The following is a 19,945-nucleotide window of genomic DNA, read 5'->3' as shown; positions in this document are numbered from 1 at the left end:
GGGGCCGGTGTATGTCGTGAAGGCGCAGATCCATGCCGGCGGGCGCGGCAAGGGCAAGTTCGTGGAATTGCCGCCCGAAGCCAAGGGCGGCGTTCGCCTGGCCCGCAGCGCCGATGATGTGCGCGCGGCCGCGGCCGACATGCTCGGCAACACGCTGGTGACGATCCAGACGGGTGCGGCCGGCAAGCAGGTCAATCGCCTGTATGTCACCGACGGCGTTGATATCGAGAAGGAATTCTACCTCGCATTGCTGGTGGACCGCGCAACGGGCCGCATCGCGCTGGTGGTGTCCACCGAAGGCGGCATGGACATCGAAGCCGTCGCCCATGACGCGCCCGAAAAAATCCACACGCTGACCATCGATCCGGCGACCGGCATCATGCCGCACCACGGCCGCGCCGTGGCCGCTGTTCTGGGCCTGACCGGCGATCTTGCCAAACAGGCCGAACATGTCGTTGCGACGCTTTATGCCGCCTTTGTCGGCACCGACGCCTCGCAGATCGAGATCAACCCGCTTGCCATCACCGGCGACGGCAAGTTGATGGTATTGGATGCCAAGGTCGGATTCGATCCCAACGCGCTCTATCGCCACCCCGATCTCGTTGCGCTGCGCGACCTGACCGAGGAAGACCCCGCCGAAGTCGAAGCGTCGAAGTATGACCTTGCCTTCATCAAGCTCGATGGCAGCATCGGCTGCCTGGTGAACGGTGCCGGCCTGGCCATGGCAACCATGGACATCATCAAGCTGAACGGCGCCGAGCCGGCCAACTTCCTTGATGTCGGCGGCGGTGCCGACAAGGAAAAGGTCACCAACGCCTTCAAGCTGATCCTGAAAGACCCGGCGGTGAAGGGCATTCTCGTCAACATCTTCGGCGGCATAATGCGCTGCGATATCATTGCCGAAGGTATCATCGCTGCGGCCAAGGAAGTGAATTTGTCAGTTCCGCTCGTTGTGCGCCTCGAAGGCACCAACGTCGAACTGGGCAAGAAAATCCTCGCCGAATCCGGCCTGCCGATCATCTCCGGCGACAATCTTGGTGATGCGGCGGCAAAGATCGTCGCTGAAGTGAAAAAGGCGCAGCTGTAATGTCGATCCTCGTAAGCAGCGCGACGCGCGTCATCACCCAGGGCTTCACCGGCAAGCAGGGGACGTTCCACACCCAGGCCGCCATTGCCTATGGCACCAACGTCGTTGGCGGCACCGCGCCCGGCAAGGGCGGCCAGACGCATCTTGACCGCCCGGTATTCAACACAGTCGCCGAAGCGCGTGCAGTCACCGGCTGTGACGCCTCTGTCGTCTATGTGCCGCCGCCCGGCGCTGCGGATGCCATTTGCGAAGCCATCGATGCCGAAATCCCGCTGATCATCTGCATCACCGAAGGCATTCCGGTGCTTGATATGGTGCGCGTCAAGCGCTCGCTCGTGGGTTCGAAATCGCGCTTGATCGGGCCGAACTGCCCCGGCGTGCTGACGCCCGGCGAATGCAAGATCGGCATCATGCCGGGCAACATCTTCATGAAGGGCTCGGTCGGCGTCGTCTCGCGCTCCGGCACGCTCACCTACGAAGCCGTGCACCAGACCACTGCGGTCGGCCTTGGCCAGACCACGGCTGTCGGCATCGGCGGCGATCCGGTCAACGGCACCAACTTCATCGACATGCTGGAATTGTTCCTGGCCGATGACGCGACCCAGTCGATCATCATGATCGGTGAAATCGGCGGCAGCGCCGAAGAAGAAGCCGCGCAGTTCATCGCCGACGAAGCCCGCCGTGGCCGCAAGAAGCCGATGGTCGGCTTCATCGCCGGGACGACGGCGCCTCCGGGCCGCCGCATGGGCCATGCCGGCGCCATCGTGTCGGGCGGCAAGGGTGATGCAGCATCGAAGATGGCAGCGATGGAGGCGGCGGGCATCCGCGTGTCGCCCAGCCCGTCGATGCTCGGCACGACCCTGATCGAGGTTCTGAGGGGCTGAGCGGCCCAAAGGCTGAAAATGGCGCCCCATGCGTTTTCAACATGGCAGCGGTTCGACAAACTGTCATGACAGGCGGGCCGGCGGCCGTTAAGCAAGGCTGCACGCCAAAAGGATGAGTTATGGATAGCGAAGCCCTGCTGCCTGGCCCCGAAGACCGGCTGGGGCCGAGTTGGGCGCGGACCGACTGGCCGCTGCTGCCCGGCGATGACGTGACGCGCGCGCTGGATGCCGCCGGCATGTTCGTCGACGCGCCGGCAAAGGTCGGTGCGAAGGCCGCGCAGATGGCCGCCGCCAGCGGGGCCAGCCCCGAGGCAGTGGCGCGCGCCGCACAGGATTCGATCAGCGCGCTGATGCTGATCCGCACGTATCGCGTGCGCGGGCATCTGGCGGCCAATCTCGACCCGCTCGGCCTGTCGTCGCGCGATTTGCCGCCCGATCTGTCCCCGGCCTGGCACGGTTTTGCCGAGAGCGACCTTGACCGTTCGGTGCATATCGGCGGCGCCTTGGGCTTGCAGACCGCCAGCGTGCGCGAGCTGGTGGCGATTTTGCGCCGCAATTACTGCGGCAATGTCGGCCTCGAATACATGCACATCAATGATGTGGAGGAACGCCGGTTCCTGCAGGAAAAATTCGAAGGCCAGACCAAGGAAATCCAGTTTACCGCACTGGGCAAGATCGCCATCTTGAACAAGCTGGTCGAAGCCGAACAGTTCGAGAAATTCCTCGGCCGCAAATATGTCGGCACCAAGCGTTTTGGCCTGGACGGCGGCGAATCGATGATCCCGGCGATGGAATCGATCATCAAGGTCGGCGGCGCGCTCGGCATCAGCGAAATCGTGTTCGGCATGCCGCATCGTGGCCGGTTGAACATGCTGGCCAATGTGCTGCAAAAGCCGTTTCGCACCATCTTCCATGAATTTGCCGGCGGTTCGTCCAATCCCGACGACGTTGGCGGTTCGGGTGATGTCAAATATCACCTGGGCACCTCGACTGACCGCGTGTTCGACGGCAACACCGTCCATCTGTCGCTGGTCCCCAACCCGTCGCACCTCGAAGCGGTCGATCCGGTCGTGCTCGGCAAGGTGCGCGCCATCCAGGCGATGATCGGCGATACCGAACAGAAAAAAGTGCTGCCCATCCTGCTGCATGGCGACGCGGCGTTTGCCGGCCAGGGTATCGTGGCCGAATGCTTCGGGTTTTCGGGCCTCAAGGGCTATGGCACCGGCGGCACCATTCATTATGTCGTCAACAATCAGGTCGGTTTCACCACCAGCCCGCAGTTCGCGCGATCGTCGCCCTATCCGTCCGACATGGCCAAGATCGTGCAGGCACCGATTTTCCATGTGAACGGCGACGACCCTGAGGCGGTGACCTTTGCCACCAAGGTGGCGACCGAATTCCGGCAGCGTTTCGGCCGCGATGTCGTCATCGACATGTGGTGCTATCGCCGCTTCGGCCATAACGAGAGCGACGAGCCGAGCTTCACCCAGCCGCAGATGTACGCCGTGATCGCCGGCCACAAGCCGGTGGCCGAACTATATGCCGCGCGGCTGGTGCGCGAAGGTGTCATCGATGCCGGCGCGCTGGCGTCGATGATCGAACGCTATACGGATACGCTGGAGAATGATTTTTCCGCCGCCACCGGGTTCAAGGCCAACAAGGCCGACTGGTTCGAAGGGCGTTGGTCTGGCCTTGGCAAGCCCAAGGAAGGCATCGACAGCCGGCGGGCGGCCATCACCGGCATTTCAACTGGCGAACTGCGCGAGATTGGTCGCGTGCTGACCAAGGTGCCGGAAAACTTCAATATCCACCGCACGCTGGCCCGCATCCTGGATGCCAAGGCCGACACGTTGACTGCCGGCGAGAACATCGACTGGGCAACCGCCGAGGCGCTGGCCTTCGGGTCGCTGGTGCGTGACGGTTACGGCGTGCGCCTATCGGGGCAGGATTCGGGCCGTGGCACCTTCTCCCAGCGCCATGCAGTGTGGACCGACCAGAAGGACGGCAGCCGCCATGTCCCGCTGGCCGAGGTCGGCAAGGAATTCCGAGTCTATGACAGCCCCTTGTCGGAATTCGGCGTGCTGGGTTTTGAATATGGCTATGCGCTGGCCGACCCCAAGACGTTGGTGTTGTGGGAGGCGCAGTTCGGCGATTTCGTCAACGGCGCCCAGACCATCACCGACCAGTTCCTCGTGTCGGGCGAAATCAAATGGCTGCGGGCCAATGGCCTGGTGATGCTGCTTCCCCATGGCTATGAGGGGCAGGGGCCGGAACACAGCTCGGCGCGTCCGGAACGGTTCCTGTCTCTTTGTGCGGAGGACAATATCCAGGTCGCCAACTGCACAACGCCGGCCAATTATTTCCACCTGCTGCGCCGCCAGATGCTGCGCGATTTCCGTAAGCCGCTGGTGGTTTTCACGCCGAAATCGCTGCTGCGCAACAAACGGGCGGTTTCGACATTGACCGACATGGGCGGCGGCACGACATTCCACCGCTGCCTCGATGATATTGCAACGTGCGAGCCAAAGAAGATCCGCCGGCTCGTGCTGTGTACCGGCAAGGTCTATTACGACCTGCTCGATATGCGCGAAAAAGAAGCGCGCGATGACGTCTATCTGCTGCGTGTCGAGCAATTGTACCCGTTTCCCGGTGATGTCGTGGCCGAATATGCCGCGCGCTTCCCCAATCTGGAGGATGTGGTCTGGGCACAGGAGGAACCGCAAAATGGCGGCGCCTGGACGTTTGCCGCGCCACTGATCGAAGCCGCGACTGGCCGCCGGCCCAGCTATGCCGGGCGTGCGCCGGCGGCTGCGACGGCCACTGGCCTGCTCAAGCGGCACAATGCCGAACAGGCCAAGCTGGTGGCCGAAGCGCTGGGCGCGACCCGGTCGGAAGTGACCGCCGCGATCCGCAGCGGCCTGAAATCCAAGAAGAATTGAAGGATTATCCCATGGCAATCGATGTCGTCGTGCCCGCTCTGGGCGAATCCATCACAGAAGCCAGTGTCGGCCAATGGCTCAAGCAGCCGGGCGAGGCCGTCGCCGCCGACGAGGCCATTGTCAGCCTTGAAACCGACAAGGTTGCGGTCGAAGTGCCGTCGCCGGTGGCCGGGGTGATGGGCGAGCAACTGTTCAAGGTCGGTGATACGGTTCTGGTCGGCGCGCTGATTGCGCGTATTGCCGAAGGCGGCACGGTGGCCGTGCCGCCGGCTGCGGCTGTGCCGGTCGAGGCGCCAGCACCGGTCGCGGTTCCGGAACCAGTCGCGGCCCCGGCGGCAATTGTCGTCCAGCAAGCCGCTCCTCAACCCGCAATGGCCCAACCACTCGAAGCAATGGGCCCGGCGGTTCGCGTGCTTGTCGAAACGTACAACCTCGATGCGTCCAGCATCACGGCCAGCGGCAAGGATGGCCGGCTGACCAAGGGTGATGTGCTCGCTGCCATCGAAGCCGGCACCGCCAGGGTCAAATCCGCGCCCGCCGCAGCCGTGCCAGCCGCCGCGCCCGCCGCAGCAGCGCCGGCCACGCGCCGCGAAGAGCGCGTGCGCATGACCCGCCTGCGCCAGACCATCGCCCGCCGCCTCAAGGAGGCGCAGAACACCGCTGCCATGCTGACGACGTTCAACGATGTCGACATGACCGCCGTCAACGAGGCGCGCGCCCGCTACAAGGACCTGTTCGAAAAAAAGCACGGCGTGCGGCTTGGCTTCATGTCGTTCTTTGCCAAGGCGTGCGTGCTGGCGCTGCGCGATGTGCCGGCAGTCGGCGCATCGATCGAGGGCGACGAAATCGTCTACCGCGACTATGCCGACCTTGGCATCGCAGTGTCGTCAGCCGGCGGCCTTGTGGTGCCGATCCTGCGCAATGCCCAGGCGCTGACGTTTGCGCAGACCGAAAAGGCCATTGCCGATTTCGGCAAGCGCGCCCAGGCCGGCACGCTCAAGATCGACGAATTGCAGGGCGGCAATTTCACTATTTCCAACGGCGGCGTGTTCGGCTCGCTGATGTCCACCCCCATCCTCAATCCGCCGCAGTCGGGCGTACTCGGCATGCACCGCATCGAGGACCGGGCGGTGGTGCGCGGCGGCCAGATCGTCATCCGCCCGATGATGTATCTGGCGCTCAGCTATGATCACCGCATCGTCGATGGCCGCGAGGCCGTGACGTTCCTGGTGCGCGTCAAGGAAGCGCTCGAAGACCCGGCGCGCCTGCTGATCGATCTTTGAGGAACCAAGGCATGTCTGCACCCGAATTCGACGTTGTTGTCATTGGCTCTGGCCCCGGCGGCTATGTCGCGGCGATCCGTGCGGCGCAGCATGGCCTCAAGGTGGCGTGCATCGAAAAACGCGGCACGCTGGGGGGCACCTGCCTCAATGTCGGCTGTATCCCGTCCAAGGCGCTGCTGCACGGCAGCCATTATTACGAGGAAGCCAAATCGGGCCATTTGGCGCGCTTCGGTGTCAACGTCACCGGCGTCAGCCTCGACCTGCCGGTGCTGCTGGCGGAGAAGGACAAGGCGGTCAAGGAACTGACCGGCGGCATCGAGATGCTGTTCAAGAAGAACAAGGTGGAATGGATCAAGGGCGAAGCACGTTTCAACGATGCCCGGAGCATCACCGTCGGTGAGCGGGCCATCACGGCCAAGAACTTCATCATCGCTACCGGCTCGGAAGTCGCGCTGCTGCCGGGCATGACGCCCGATGGCGAGGCGATCATCACCTCGACCGAGGCGCTGGCATTGCCAAAGGTGCCCGAACACCTCGTCGTCATCGGCGGCGGTTATATCGGGCTGGAAATGGGCAGCGTCTGGCGGCGGCTCGGCGCGAAAGTCACGGTCATCGAATATGCGCCGCGCATCGTGCCGGCAATGGATATCGAAGTGGCGAACGCCTTTGCCAAGATCCTGACGAAGCAGGGCCTTGTGCTGAAAACCGCCACCAAGGTCGTCAGCGTCGCGCGTGCAGGCGCAGGCGCGGTCGTGACAGTCGAACCCGCAGCCGGCGGCGCGGCCGAGACGATTGCGGCCGATGTCGTGCTCCTGTCGATCGGGCGGCGGCCCAACACCGATGGCCTCAACCTCGAAGCCACCGGGCTGACGCTCGAAAAGGGACGCGTGCCGATCGGCCATGACTTTGCCACCAAGGTTCCTGGTATCTGGGCCATTGGCGATGTCGTCGAAGGCCCGATGCTGGCCCACAAGGCCGAGGACGAGGGCATGGCCTGCGCCGACAACATTGCCGGGCTGACGGGCTATGTGAACCATGATGTCATTCCGGCGGTGGTCTATACCCACCCCGAAGTCGGCACCGTCGGCAAGACCGAGGAAGAGCTGAAGGCCGCCGGCGTGGCGTACAAGGTCGGCAAGTTCCTGATGGCCGCCAACAGCCGCGCCAAGACCAACCGCGACACCGATGGCTTCGTCAAAGTGCTGGCCGATGCGAAAACCGACCGCGTGGTCGGCGTCCATATCATCGGCAGTGTCGCCGGCACGATGATTGCCCAGGCCGCGCAGGCGATGGAATTCGGCGCGTCATCCGAGGATATCGCGCTGACCTGCCATGCGCATCCGACCCATAGTGAGGCGCTTAAAGAAGCGGCGATGGCCGTCACCGGCAAACCAATTCACATGTGATGGCCGCAAACCGTGAGCGGTTGGAACGTGAGGGCTGCCTGCTGGTCAGCGCAGCCGTGGCCGGCCCGGCCCTCACGCAGCTTGCGGATTGCTTCGGTTCAGTGAAGGCAGGCGCGAGGGTTTCCCCCTGTGATCCAGCACTGGATGAGGTGTTGGCAATGTTGGCCGGCATCGTCGATCCGGTGCTGCCAGGCGCCCGTGCCGTTCGTGCGATCTGGTTCGACAAGACACCTGATGCCAATTGGCTGGTGCCCTGGCATCAGGATCGCACCATTGCCGTGCGCGAACGCCGCGAAGTGCCCGGCTATGGTCCATGGTCGGTGAAGCAGGGCACCTGCCATGTCGAACCACCCTTTGCCTTACTGGCCGCGATGCTTACCATGCGCCTGCATATCGACGATTGTCCGGCCGACAATGCGCCGCTGGAAGTCGCTATCGGCTCTCACCGGAAGCGGATTGCAGCGGATGCCGCCGCCGCCGAAGCCGAAGAACGTCCACGCCACGTCTGCTTGGCAGCGCCCGGTGACCTGTGGCTGTATTGCACGCCGATCCTGCATCGGTCAGCCTGGGCCGCCAAGCCGGGCCGGCGGCGCGTGTTGCAAATGGATTTTTGCGCTGAGGCTTTGCCGATCGGTTTGCAGTGGGCTGAATGAGTTCAGAAATCGCGATACTCACAACAAGGGGAAAACGATGATTACCGGTAAAATCGAGGTGGTGAATCCGTCTGATATCGAATGGACGGAAATGCTGCTGGAGCAAATCGGGCGACCATTTTATGTCAGGCCTTTGCTAGATGAACCGGAAACCGGCATGAGCGTGACGATGCTCCGGTATCCAGCCGGCTTCACCAATCCTCACCACACGCATCCTTGCGGCCATGGCATGTATGTCCTTGAGGGCAAACTCGTAACTCACCGTGGTGAATTCGGCCCTGGAACATTTGTGTGGTTTCCAGAAGGCGAACCAATGCAACATGGTGCATCGTCAGATAAAGACATGATTGCGTTGTTCATCACGAACAAGCCATTCAGCATTGATTACGTGGCGGACAGTTCTGAAGACTAACCGGCTTTTCTTTCTATTGACCAACGTCCGCTTCCCACTCCATGCCTGCCGCTAACACACCGATTCCAGCAAGCGCCTCGGGGCCCCGGACTTGATCCGGGATCCAGAAGATCGCGCCAGACAATGACGGGCTTGCACTTCTTTCCCTTCGCTTGCCCTGTCTCCACCGCCGTGCCACCCTCATCTCCGGAAGGAACCGGCCCATGGCAGACCTCGAGATTTTCCACGCGGGCGATGTCCCGCTGCAATCGGGCGTGGTGCTGCCTGCTGCTCGCTTAGCCTATCGCACCCATGGCCGGCTCAATGCCGCGCGCGACAATGCCATCGTTTATCCGACCCATTATCTTGGCACGCACGACAGCAATGCCTGGGCGATCGCACCGGGCATGGCGCTGGACCCCGAAAAATACTTCATCATCATCCCCAACATGCTTGGCAACGGTGTTTCATCGTCGCCCAGCAACACGCCTGCGCCTTTTGACGGCCCACGCTTTCCGCTGGTGACGGTGCGGGATAATGTGCTGCTGCAGCATCGGTTGGTAACGGAGGTGTTTGGCCTCACCACGTTGGCGCTGGTCACCGGCCATTCGATGGGCGCGCTGCAAAGCTTTCAGTGGGGCGCGCTGTTTCCGGACATTGTTCAGCGGATCGCGCCATTCTGCGGCGCGGCACGCGTGTCGCGGCACAATTGGCTGTTTCTGGAAGGTGCCAAGTCTGCCCTGCAGGCCGATGCCGCCTTTGCCGGTGGCGATTATACGACGCCGCCGGTCACCGGCATTCGCGCCTTTTCACGGGTTTACGCAGGCTGGGCCTGGTCGCAGACGTTCTACCGGCAGCAGCTCGATCGCGAACGGCTCGGCATGCCGTCGATGGAGTCGTTCCTCGCTCTATGGTGGGAGCCCAATTTTCAGGCGTGTGACGCGAACAATCTGCTGGCCATGCTAGCCACCTGGCAAGCCGCCGACATCAGCGCCGATCCCCGGTTTGACGGCGATTTCGAAAAAGCGCTGGCGGCCATCACGGCCAAGGCCGTTGTCATCCCATGCCGCAGCGATCTGTATTTCCCGCTGGAAGACAGCGAGATCGAGGTCAGCAACATGCCGAATGCGGAGTTGCGGATCATCCCCTCGGTCTGGGGCCACATGGCAGGCGGCGGCGTCAATCCCGAAGACGCGATGTTCATCAACGCGGCGCTTGTTGAATTGTTGGCGCAATAGGCGAGGCGGAGAAGGAGCGAGGAGGGGTGACGTCCCGTTCGCCCGCAGTTACACGCAGATCCATGCTCTCTCCTCGCGCCACCCTAACCGTCCGTTGGCTCCATCCGTGGACCGGTGTGATCATTGGCATCCAGATAATCCTGTGGGCGACATCGGGCCTGGTGATGGCGGCGCGGCCGCTTGATGAGGTGTGGGGGACGACGCTGAGGCAGGATGCGGCGGCGCTGCAAATGCCGGCGGGTTTGCCGGCACTGACGGGCGGGGAAAAGCTGGAGCTGGGCAGCCTGCTGTCGCTGAGCGTAGTACTGACCGGCCCGCTGTTCACCATACGGCATTTCTGGCGGCGATGAACGCGGCAGTGGCCTTGCCGGCGGCTGTCGAGGCCGCGCGGCCTCTGTTGGCGGTGCTCGACATGGCCGGCGTAGCCGTGTTCGCCGTGTCAGGCGCACTGGCGGCGGCGCGTGCCAAGCAGACCATCGTCACGTTCGCCTTTTTCGCCGCCGTCACCGGCATCGGCGGCGGCACGCTGCGCGACCTGTTGATCGGCGCCCCGGTGTTCTGGGTGGGGCGGTCGGATTATCTCGCGGTCTGCCTGATCGCGGCGGGCGCCGTATGGCTGCTGCGCGCCGACCGATGGCGGTTGCAGGCGCTGCTGTGGTTCGATGCGCTGGGCATGGGCGCTTATGCCGTCATTGGCGCGGCCAAGGCGCAGAATTATGGCGTGCCGCCGCTGCCGGCCGTTGTCATGGGCGTGCTGACCGCCAGTTTTGGCGGCATCGTCCGCGATGTGCTGGCCGGCGAGCCGTCGGTGCTGCTGCGCCGCGAGATATATGTCTCGGCTGCGGCCTTGGGCGCCGCCAGTTTTGTCGGGCTATCGGCGCTGGGGCTGGCGCCGCTTTCGGCCGGAATTATCGGTGCCGCAGCCGGTTTCGGCCTACGCGCCGTCGCCATCACAACCGGGCTGGCGCTGCCCGGTTATCGTACCGAAAAATAGGCTCCCAGCCGCGCGAGCAGGCCTTCGCCCTGGCGTGCAGCCGGCAGGCGCGGCGAGCCCATGGCGGCACATTCAATACACGACGCCTGCATCGTCGGGCCGCGCGCCATGACGGCAAAATCGCCAGCCGCAGACAACAGCCGCAGCCGCGAGGCCGATGCAAGACGCGCCCATGGGTCACGCACCTGGTCCTGTTCCTCACCGGCACCGGCAAAGCCCTCAAGCGCCGCCAGAAATGGCGATGGCTCGCGCTCGATGTCGATGACGCGCGGTGTGCCCTTGATGCCGGCGCGCTTTGCGGCGGCAGCCACGGCGGCATCCAGCCCGCCGAAACTGTCGATCAACTTGTTCTGCTTGGCGGCAACGCCCGACCAGACCCGGCCCTGTCCGATGCGGTCCACTTCGGCAACCGGCAGCTTTCGTGTTGTCGCCACCATCGCCGTAAATCGCCGGTAGATATCCTCGACGCCGCTTTGCAGGACAATGCGCGTTTCCGAGCCAATGCCGTTCAACACGTCCGGCTCGCCGGAATAGGGCGTGGATTTGACGCCATCGGCGTTGATCCCCAGTTCCTCAAGGCTGCGGTTGAAGCTTGGCAGGATGGCAAACACACCGATCGAACCGGTGATGGTCGAAGGCTGAGCATAGATTTCATCGGCCGCCATCGCGACCCAATAGCCGCCAGAGGCCGCAACCGGGCCGAACGACGCCACGATGGGCAGGTCATATTGCGTCTTGGCGCGCATCAGCGCCTGGCGGATTTCCTCCGATGCCAGCACCGAACCGCCGCCCGAATCGACCCGCACAACCAGCGCCTTGATATCGTCATTCTCGTCCAGGGCGTCGGCGATGGCGCGTGCAATCGTGGTGCCGCCTGCCGTGCCGCGCGGCGCTTCGCCATCGACGATATTGCCGGTGACATAGACAACGCCAATGGCATCGCCAGTGCCAGGCACGGCGCCCCCGGTGGCAGCCAGATAGCGGTTCAGGCCCACGCCGTTGAAACTGCCATAGCTGCGCGGCTTCTCACTTGTCCCGACGAGCTTGATCATCGCATCATCAAAATCCTGATGTGGGGCGATGAAGTCCACCAGCCCGGACGTCAGGGCGGCGGTCGCGAGATCACCCTTTGCGGCGCCCATCCGCTGCGGCAGCTGGGCGACAAATCCGACGGGATCAGCCTTTGGCCGGGCCTTTTTCACGTTGCCGACAAAGCTCTGCCACAGGCTGTCGACCAGCGCCTGGTCGGCGGCGCGCGATTCCGGCGATGCTTCGCCGCGCGTGAACGGCTCTACGGCGGCCTTGTAAGTGCCGACCCGGAACACGTTGATATCGACTGACAGTTTTTCTAGCGCCCGCTTGAAATACAGGTTCGAACCGCCCGGACCCGTGAGCAGCACCCCGCCCAGCGGGTTCATCCAGATCTTGTCGGCCTGTGCCGCCAGCGCATAACCGTCATCTGTATAGGCCGTGGCCCAGGCATTGATCGGCTTGCCGGATTTCTTGAATTTCCGCAGTGCATCGGCGACCGAATCCAGATTGGCTGCGCCGCCGCCGGCAAAGCTGTCGAGATCGAGCACAAGTGCCTTGATGCGCTTGTCGTCTGCCGCCGTATCGATGGCGCGGATCACATCGCGCGCCTCGATCTCGGCCCCGGCGCCGCCGGCCAGCGCCTCGGCAGGCGATGCTTCGCTGGCTTGATCGACAAGGACGCCGTCGAGATCGAGCACCAGCGCCGAACCATCGGGCACGCCCAGGGGACCACGCCCCGACAAGGCCGCCCAGAGCAGGATGAAGAACAGGACCAGCAGCAACAGGACAAGAAAGTCCTTGATGCCGACAAGCACATGCCAGGCGGTGCGAACCAGGGTCACGGGGGAACTTTCATCAGGAGTGCATCGCTGTCATAGCGTTGCCACACGCCGGCTGGCAAACCCGTACTGTTGACCGCCAGTGTCGCAGGCGGCGCCCGGCTGTGCCTCCGGACGCCGCTTGCCGTCAGCCGATGCGGAACACGGCGCGGCAGCCGTCTTGTACCCAGATGCCGCGGCGATCCCAGCCCCAGCTGCGTCCTTCGATGCAGCGGCCGCCATCAATGCGGACGATCTGCACGCCGCGGCGTATATCGACCCGGCACCGCGCCGGTTGCCAATTCCAGCTGTTGCAGCGGATGGTGCGGAAATTGCCCCCACTATTCCAGCCCCCGCCATTCCAGCCGCCATCGTTCCAGCCGCCACCATTCCAGCCACCGCCGTTCACGCCGCCGGTCTGCACGAAGAATTCGGCCCGGCAACCTCCGCGCACATCGATCGAATTGCGGTCCCAGCGCCATGTCTGGCCTTCGATGCAATCGCCGCCGAACACGCGGCGCAGTTGCACGCCTGCGACAGGCCCGGGCAGCGGGCAATGAGCGTCGCGCCAATTCCAGCTTTCGCAGCGGGTGCGAAGGACATCGCCGCCGCCATTCCAGCCACCGCCATTCCAGCTATTGCTGTTCCAGTTCTGGGCCGCAGCCGGTGCCGACAGGCCGGCAAGGCCGAGCGCCAGCAGCGGTGCCAGTCGAAGCAGGGTAATCGCCATTTGGTCCTCCTGTGTTGACAGGCTGACCATGGCTCAAGCTGGTTGAACGAAAACTGAGTCGTTTCTTAGTCTGGCGTTCATCAGGCCAGAGCAGTTTCAGGCCAGCATGCGACCTGCGGCACCGGCCTGTTCGACAGTGAACTGCCATGCAATGCGCCCCGAACGCGCGCCGCGCCCGGCGGCAAAGGCCAGCGCGGCTGCTGCGTCGAAATCCAGGCCATGGGCGTGTGCATAGCCCTTGCACATCGCCAGATAGTCGGTCTGGTCACAGCCGTGAAAGCCCAGCCTGAGGCCGAAGCGGTCGGCCAGCGCCAGCTTGTCATCCTGAGCATCGCGCGGATTGATGGCATCGGCATCATTGTCGGCCATGCTGCGCGGCACCAGGTTGCGGCGGTTGGAGGTGACAATCAGGCGCAGATTGTCCGGCCGCGCACTGACGCCGCCATCGAGCAGCGAGCGCAGCGCATGGACCTGACCGTCGTCGGCGCCAAGAGACACATCGTCCAGGAAAACCGTGAAGCGCCGGTTCACAGCCCCAAGCACCTTGAACAACAGGGGCAGCCCGGCAAGGTCATCCTGCGCCAGTTGCACCAGCGCCGTATCATGGCCGCTTTCGACAAGGTCGGCATGCACGGCTCGTACCAGAGAACTCTTGCCCATCCCGCGAGAGCCCCACAGCAGCACGTCATGGGAGGGCAGGGCGGCGGCATGTCGGGCCATGTTCGCGGCCAGAGCAGCCTTTTGCGCATCGACCCCCACATACAGCGTCAGCGGCGCCGTGCGTGCGGGCACTGCAGGCATCAGCCCGGCATCCGACCAGGTGAACCAATGGCCGTGGCCTGCGTCGGTGCGGTCATCGGGCACGGCGCCCAAATGGCGGGCGATGCGTTCAAGCGCGTCGGCAATGCGGGCGATGTCATCCATGACCCACCGGTAGCGCGCCAGAGCGCCCGTTGACCAGTGTGCTTGCCCATATTGTTGCAACCCCCGCCATCGTCGTTTAGAGCAACCGCGACGGGCATCCGCCCTCAGCCCAAGAAAGCCTGACCCATGTTTGCTTCCCCGGCCTATGCACAGGCTGCCAACACTGCCGCAGGCGGAGCCGCTGGCGGAACAGCGGCGCTGATCGGTTTCCTGCCCTATCTGGCAATCTTCGGTATTTTCTACTTCCTGATGATCCGCCCCCAGCAGCAACGCATGAAGGCGCACCGCGCCATGATCGACGCCGTAAAAAAGGGCGATGACGTGGTCACCGGCGGTGGCATCATCGGCAAGGCCGTTCGCGTCACCGACACCGAAGTCGAGGTTGATGCCGGGCCGAACATGAAGTTCCGCGTGCTGAAATCCACGCTGGCCGAGGTCAAGACGCGCGGCACGGCAGCGCCGGCGAACGACGTTGCCAAAGTCACCGGAGCCTGATCGTCCGTGCTCGACTTTCCGAAGTGGAAGATCTGGGGCATTGCGCTTGTGGTCGCGCTTGGCGTGCTGTTCGCAGCGCCCAATTTCGTGCCGAATGGCCGCATGCCATCGTTCCTGCCCGACAAGCAGTTGAGCCTCGGGCTCGATTTGCGCGGTGGCTCGCACCTGATGCTCGAAGCGACCACCGAGGATGTCCGCAAGGCCAAGCTCGAAAGCCTTGAAGACACGGTCCGCAGCGAACTTCGCCAGGCGGCCGGCGGCGCCATAGCGTTTACCGACCTGTCGCTTGCTGGCGGCAAATTGCGATTTGTCGTCACTGACCCGGCGCGCCTTGACGCTGCCATCGCGGTCCTGACCAAGGTAACTGCACCCATCGGCGTCGGCAGCAGCCGCGATGTCGATGTCAGCCGTGGCGCAGCGCCGGGCGAAGTGGTCATGGCCGAAACCGAAAGCGGCGTGGCCAACTCCATCGACAATGCCATGGCCCAGGCCGTCGAAGTCATCCGCAAGCGCATCGACGAGCTTGGCACGCGTGAGCCGACCATCGTGCGCCAGGGCAGCAACCGCATCGTCGTGCAGGTTCCTGGCCTGCAGGACCCTGCGGCGCTCAAGGCATTGCTCGGCAAGACCGCCAAGCTGGAATTCAAGCTGGTCGATACCGCAGCCGACCCTGAGGAAGTGGCGCAGGGCCGCGCCCCTCCCGGCAGCCAGATCTTGCCCAATATCGATGGCGGCGCCGTGGTGGTGAAACGCCGGGCCATCATCTCGGGTGACCAATTGGTCGATTCTCAGGTGACGACCGACCAGAATGGTTCACCGGCTGTCAGCTTCCGCTTCGATTCCACCGGCGGGCGCCGCTTTGCCCAAGCGACAACCGAAAATGTCGGCAAGCCCTTTGCCATCATCCTCGACGGCAACGTCATTTCGGCACCGAACATCAACGAGCCCATCCTTGGCGGCGCCGGCATCATCCAGGGCAACTACACTGTGCAGGGCGCCAATGAACTGGCTATCCTGCTGCGGTCCGGCAAATTGCCCGTAGAGCTCAAGGTCATCGAGGAACGCACCGTCGGCCCCGATCTTGGCGCCGATTCCATTCGCGCCGGGTCAATCGCCGGCATCGTTGCCGTGCTGGCCGTGTCGGCGCTCATGGTCCTCAGCTATGGCCGATTTGGTGTCTATGCCGTGCTGGCGCTGGTCATCAACGTCATCCTCATCCTGGCTGTGATGTCGGCGGGCGGCTTGACGCTGACGCTGCCGGGCATTGCCGGCATGGTGTTGACCATCGGTGCGGCCGTCGATGCCAATGTGCTCATCAACGAGCGCATCCGCGAGGAACAGCGAAAAGGTCGCGGTGTCGCCACCTGTGTCGAGACAGGGTTCCGTGAGGCCACGCGCACCATCTGGGATGCCAATTCGCTGAACATCATCGTGGCGATCATCATGTTCCTGTTCGGCTCCGGGCCGATCAAGGGCTTTGCCGTGGTGCTGTCGATCGGTATCGCGACGTCGGTGTTTACCGCCGTGACAATCGTGCGGCTTATGGTGGCGCGCTGGCTGACGTCTGCCCGCCCCGCATCGCTCAGCATTTAAGGGTCGGCCCGATGCCTTTGAAACTTGTTCCCGACAACACCAACATCGGCTTTGTCCGGATGCGCTTCATCGCATTTGCGTTGACGCTGATCCTGACACTGGCTTCGGGCGCCTTGCTGGCCACACGCGGGCTGAACCTTGGCGTCGATTTTGTTGGCGGCCTGACCATGGAAGTCGAATTCACCAAGCCGCCTGCGCTGGATGCGCTGCGCACGCGTGTCGATAATATCGGCGTTGGCCAATCGGCCCTGCAGGAATTCGGCAATGCCACCACGATCCTCATCAAGCTGCCGCTACCCGAGGGCGACCAGACCGCTGTGCAGCGCGTTGTTGCCAAGGTGCAGACCGATCTCAAGGCCAATTACGACGGCATCAATTTCCGCCGCGTCGAAAGCGTGTCGGGCAAGGTGTCGGGCGAGCTGATCCGCGACGGGTTATGGGCTGTCGGCTTGTCGATGCTGTTTGTCGCACTGTTCACCTGGTTCCGGTTCGAATGGTATTTCGGTATCTCGACCGTGGTCGCGCTTGTGCATGACGTGGTGGTGACCATGGGCTTTTTCGCGCTGACGCAGCTGGAATTCGACCTCAACATCGTTGCTGCCGTGCTGACCATCATCGGCTATTCGCTCAACGACAAGGTCGTCATCGATGACCGTATCCGCGAAAACCTGCGCAAATACCGGCAGATGGAAATCGGCCAGATCATCGATCTGTCGGTGAACGAGACCCTGCCGCGCACGGTCATGACATCGGTGACGCTGCTTGCGGCGCTTGTCGCCATGCTGATCCTTGGTCCGGACGTTATTTTCGGCTTCACCGCCGCTATGGTGCTCGGCATCATCATCGGCACTTATTCGTCGATCTTCGTCTCGTCCTCGTTGCTGATCACGCTTGGCGTGAAATCACGTGCTGCGCCAACCGAAGACAAGCGCGCGTCGGGGGCCGAGCGGGTCGTCAGGCGCTGATTGTACAGTTCTGATCGCCTAAGCCAGCGTACCAAGTCCATCACAGCTTAGCCCGAACGCCGCCATCCCGGCCTCGAGATCGGTGCTGAAGGTCGGCTGCCCCAGCATCCAGTCGGCTGCGTCATCGGCTTCCTCGGCGGCGTCGGTCAGGGCTTCGGCCCATTCTTCGGCTTCGTAGCGCCCGCTGCCGATCAGGGCGAGCGCGATGACTTCGGCCTGCTCGTCTTCGGCCAGGTCACCGGCAATGGCGCGCAATTCCTCTTCGGCCGGATTATCCCCGTCATCCTCAATCGCATCGACATTGCCATCGTCGCTGGGGTTCGACCCTTCGTCCGGGTCGGTGTCGGGAATCAGCGCCTCATATTCCCGGGCGCGCAGGATGATCCGGCACAGGGTTTCAAGGCTGACGGACAGGTCCATGGGGCAAGGCCTTGCTGATGGGCCAACAGTCTACCCCCATGCACAGCATCCGCCAACACCAGTCAAAGCGGAACAGCGCAAATCCCGAAATTGAGGCAATACTGGCTGGCGATGCCGGTCAGCATGACGCCAAGGACCCAAAAGCGCCGGGCGCGTGCCGAGATGTCCGGACCGTTCATTCGGCGGCCATAGCAGCTGGCGCCCCGCCCATGACCCGGGCGCGGGCGCCGTCATATTCGCGGATCAGCCGGGCAACCAGTTCGCCAGCCGGCAGCACGGCCTTGACCGCGCCGATGCCCTGGCCGCAGCCCCAGATATCCTTCCAGGCCTTGGCTTCGGTATTGCCGCCGCTGCCGAAATTCATCTTGGATGGGTCGCTGGTCGCCAGATTGTCAGGGTCCATGCCGGCCTTGACGATCGAGGGGCGCAGATAATTGCCGTGCACGCCGGTGAACAGGTTCGAATAGACGATGTCGACGGCATTGGAATCGACAATCATGTCCTTGTAATCCTGTGCCGCGCGGGCTTCGGCGGTCGCGATGAATGCCGAGCCGATATAGCCGAAATCCGCGCCCATGGCCTGAGCCGCCAGCACGGCGTCGCCGGTCGCGATGCTGCCCGACAGCGCCAGCGGCCCGTCGAACCATTCACGAATTTCCTGGATGAGCGCAAACGGCGAGGTGGTGCCGGCATGGCCGCCAGCGCCGGCGGCAACCGCGATCAGGCCGTCGGCGCCCTTTTCGATAGCCTTCTTCGCGAAAGCATTCGTGATGACATCGTGCATGACGATGCCGCCATAGCTGTGGATCGCCTCGTTCACGTCATAGCGGGCGCCCAGCGACGTGATGACCAGCGGCACCTTGTATTTCACGCACAGCGCCAGATCGTCCATCAGCCGGTCGTTGGACTTGTGGACAATAAGGTTGACCGCATAGGGCGCATCGTTTGGCCCAAGCTCGGTATTCAGTCGCTGCAACCATTCCTCGAACTGCGCCAATGGCCGGGCGTTGAGGCTGGGAAAGCTGCCGATGATGCCGGCGCGGCATTGCGCCATGACCAGTTCAGGCCCGGAAATGATGAAAAGCGGCGACCCGATGACCGGGATCGACAGGCGGTTCTGGAACTGGACAGGCATGGACATCTATGGGCGCTCCGAAGCAGGCATGCAGACTGTTTAGCCTTCGTCGGCGAATATCGCCACTATCGGCTTTGTGGAGGCAGTGACGCAGGCGCGGAACATGCCGGGCGTGTTGAACGACCAGCCGATGCTGCCGTCGCTGCCGGCCAGGATAATGCCGCCATCGCCGCCGAGCGCCTTCAACTGCGCGATGACAGCGGCCGCGGCGACATCGGGCTTTTCGCCGCAGAGCCGCACGCGGGCGCTGATTTCATGGGCGGCGGCGATGCGGATGAAATCCTCGCCCGACCCGGTAGCGGAAATGGCCACGGCGTCGTCGGCCCATGTGCCGGCGCCGATCAGCGGCGAATCGCCAATCCGCCCCCAGCGTTTGCCGGTCAGCCCGCCTGTCGAGGTTGCTGCTGCCAGCCGGCCATCGGCATCGCGCGCCACGGCGCCGACTGTGCCGTATTTCAGCGCCTTGTCGAACAACGGTTCACCGCGTGCCGCCGCCGCCTTCATCGCCTGCAAGGCCTGCCAGCGTTCCTCGGTCCGAAACCAGGCCGGATCGACCTGTTCAAGGCCCTGTTCAAGCGAGAATACATCGGCGCCTTCGCGCGCCAGCAGCACATGCGGGCTGTGTTCCATCACGGCGCGGGCAAGGCGGATCGGGTTGCGCGTACGCGTCGCACCGGCGATGGCACCGGCAGTCCGCGCGGCACCGTCCATGATCGCGGCATCCAGCTCGTTGAACCCTTCGGCGGTGAACACGCCGCCCCGACCGGCATTGAACTGCGGATCATCCTCAAGCGTCATGACCGAAGCTTCGACAGCATCGAGCGCGCAGCCGCCTGCGGCCAAAACGGCCCGTCCGGCTTCGAGGGCGGCGGCAAGGCCCGCACGATATGCAGCGCCCTCTCCGATCCGCTCACGCGTCATCGTGCCCGATCCGCCATGGATGGCCAGCGTCCAGTCG

The 19,945-nt window shown here is 63.6% G+C and carries 19 protein-coding genes; 13 read left to right on the top strand and 6 right to left on the bottom strand.

All coding sequences use genetic code 11. The annotated features are described in order from the left end of the window. From sucC to RMQ73_RS05985, 10 genes are all read left to right on the top strand, one after another. The coding region (gene sucC / locus RMQ73_RS06030; RefSeq protein ID WP_310497180.1) for an ADP-forming succinate--CoA ligase subunit beta at window positions 1-1,087 on the top strand (1,087 nt) is incomplete at its 5' end. Continuing rightward, a complete protein-coding gene (gene sucD / locus RMQ73_RS06025; RefSeq protein ID WP_310497179.1) occupies window positions 1,087-1,971 on the top strand; it encodes a succinate--CoA ligase subunit alpha in 885 nt (294 codons plus the stop codon). The genes sucC and sucD, both read left to right, overlap by 1 nt. Before the next feature lie 119 nt (window positions 1,972-2,090). Continuing rightward, a complete protein-coding gene (locus RMQ73_RS06020; protein ID WP_310497178.1) occupies window positions 2,091-4,910 on the top strand; it encodes a 2-oxoglutarate dehydrogenase E1 component in 2,820 nt (939 codons plus the stop codon). An 11-nt stretch (window positions 4,911-4,921) separates the two neighbouring features. Then, window positions 4,922-6,193 carry a 2-oxoglutarate dehydrogenase complex dihydrolipoyllysine-residue succinyltransferase gene (odhB, locus tag RMQ73_RS06015; RefSeq protein WP_310497177.1) on the top strand — a complete coding sequence of 424 codons (1,272 nt, stop codon included), beginning with the start codon at window positions 4,922-4,924 and terminating at the stop codon, window positions 6,191-6,193. Window positions 6,194-6,204: 11 nt separating this feature from the next. Continuing rightward, window positions 6,205-7,599, top strand: a complete 1,395-nt coding sequence (gene lpdA, locus RMQ73_RS06010) for a dihydrolipoyl dehydrogenase (RefSeq protein ID WP_310497176.1) — start codon at window positions 6,205-6,207, stop codon at window positions 7,597-7,599. Between the two features lie 158 nt (window positions 7,600-7,757). Then, the gene (locus tag RMQ73_RS06005) at window positions 7,758-8,252 is read left to right on the top strand and encodes a phytanoyl-CoA dioxygenase family protein (RefSeq protein ID WP_310497181.1); all 495 of its coding nucleotides are present in this window, start codon (window positions 7,758-7,760) and stop codon (window positions 8,250-8,252) included. Window positions 8,253-8,289: 37 nt separating this feature from the next. Next, window positions 8,290-8,664, top strand: a complete 375-nt coding sequence (locus RMQ73_RS06000) for a cupin domain-containing protein (protein WP_310497175.1) — start codon at window positions 8,290-8,292, stop codon at window positions 8,662-8,664. Window positions 8,665-8,867: 203 nt separating this feature from the next. After that, complete coding sequence (locus RMQ73_RS05995) at window positions 8,868-9,881, top strand: alpha/beta fold hydrolase (protein ID WP_310497173.1); 1,014 nt, start codon at window positions 8,868-8,870, stop codon at window positions 9,879-9,881. A gap of 116 nt (window positions 9,882-9,997) precedes the next feature. Beyond that, entirely contained in the window at window positions 9,998-10,231 is a 234-nt protein-coding gene (locus RMQ73_RS05990; RefSeq protein WP_310497171.1) for a hypothetical protein, read from the top strand. Beyond that, a complete protein-coding gene (locus tag RMQ73_RS05985) occupies window positions 10,228-10,875 on the top strand; it encodes a trimeric intracellular cation channel family protein (RefSeq protein ID WP_310497170.1) in 648 nt (215 codons plus the stop codon). Before RMQ73_RS05990 ends, RMQ73_RS05985 begins: the two co-directional genes overlap by 4 nt. Here RMQ73_RS05985 and sppA read toward each other — a convergent pair. From sppA to RMQ73_RS05970, 3 genes are all read right to left on the bottom strand, one after another. Further along, window positions 10,857-12,749, bottom strand: coding sequence for a signal peptide peptidase SppA (sppA, locus tag RMQ73_RS05980; protein ID WP_310497169.1), 1,893 nt, complete (start codon window positions 12,747-12,749; stop codon window positions 10,857-10,859). The genes RMQ73_RS05985 and sppA overlap by 19 nt on opposite strands. Before the next feature lie 124 nt (window positions 12,750-12,873). Next, window positions 12,874-13,455 (bottom strand): DUF3011 domain-containing protein, encoded by a 582-nt coding sequence (locus tag RMQ73_RS05975; protein ID WP_310497167.1) that lies wholly within the window; start codon window positions 13,453-13,455, stop codon window positions 12,874-12,876. Window positions 13,456-13,551: 96 nt separating this feature from the next. Next, a complete protein-coding gene (locus RMQ73_RS05970; protein WP_310497166.1) occupies window positions 13,552-14,379 on the bottom strand; it encodes a DUF815 domain-containing protein in 828 nt (275 codons plus the stop codon). 126 nt (window positions 14,380-14,505) lie between these two features. On the opposite strand from RMQ73_RS05970, the gene yajC reads away from it, so the two are divergent. The 3 genes from yajC to secF are packed head-to-tail and all read left to right on the top strand — an operon-like array spanning window position 14,506 to window position 17,432. After that, on the top strand, window positions 14,506-14,874 hold the full coding sequence (gene yajC, locus RMQ73_RS05965) for a preprotein translocase subunit YajC (protein WP_310497165.1): 369 nt from the start codon (window positions 14,506-14,508) through the stop codon (window positions 14,872-14,874). Window positions 14,875-14,880: 6 nt separating this feature from the next. Then, window positions 14,881-16,467, top strand: a complete 1,587-nt coding sequence (gene secD / locus RMQ73_RS05960; RefSeq protein WP_310497164.1) for a protein translocase subunit SecD — start codon at window positions 14,881-14,883, stop codon at window positions 16,465-16,467. A gap of 11 nt (window positions 16,468-16,478) precedes the next feature. Continuing rightward, window positions 16,479-17,432: a protein translocase subunit SecF gene (secF, locus tag RMQ73_RS05955; protein WP_310497163.1), complete on the top strand. Its 954-nt coding sequence runs from the start codon at window positions 16,479-16,481 to the stop codon at window positions 17,430-17,432. A gap of 18 nt (window positions 17,433-17,450) precedes the next feature. Here secF and RMQ73_RS05950 read toward each other — a convergent pair whose 3' ends face one another. The 3 genes from RMQ73_RS05950 to RMQ73_RS05940 all read right to left on the bottom strand — a co-directional run. Beyond that, window positions 17,451-17,852, bottom strand: a complete 402-nt coding sequence (locus RMQ73_RS05950) for a DUF3775 domain-containing protein (RefSeq protein ID WP_310497162.1) — start codon at window positions 17,850-17,852, stop codon at window positions 17,451-17,453. A 175-nt stretch (window positions 17,853-18,027) separates the two neighbouring features. After that, a complete protein-coding gene (locus tag RMQ73_RS05945) occupies window positions 18,028-18,993 on the bottom strand; it encodes a nitronate monooxygenase family protein (protein ID WP_310497161.1) in 966 nt (321 codons plus the stop codon). Between the two features lie 33 nt (window positions 18,994-19,026). Continuing rightward, window positions 19,027-19,945 (bottom strand): isoaspartyl peptidase/L-asparaginase (locus RMQ73_RS05940; protein ID WP_310497160.1); only part of this gene is annotated, 919 nt, incomplete at its 5' end.

This window comes from Sandarakinorhabdus sp. (assembly GCF_031430775.1).
Lineage (GTDB): Bacteria > Pseudomonadota > Alphaproteobacteria > Sphingomonadales > Sphingomonadaceae > Sandarakinorhabdus.
The sequence above is the reverse complement of the archived record's forward strand: the minus strand, read 5'-3'. Positions and strand labels throughout refer to the sequence as shown.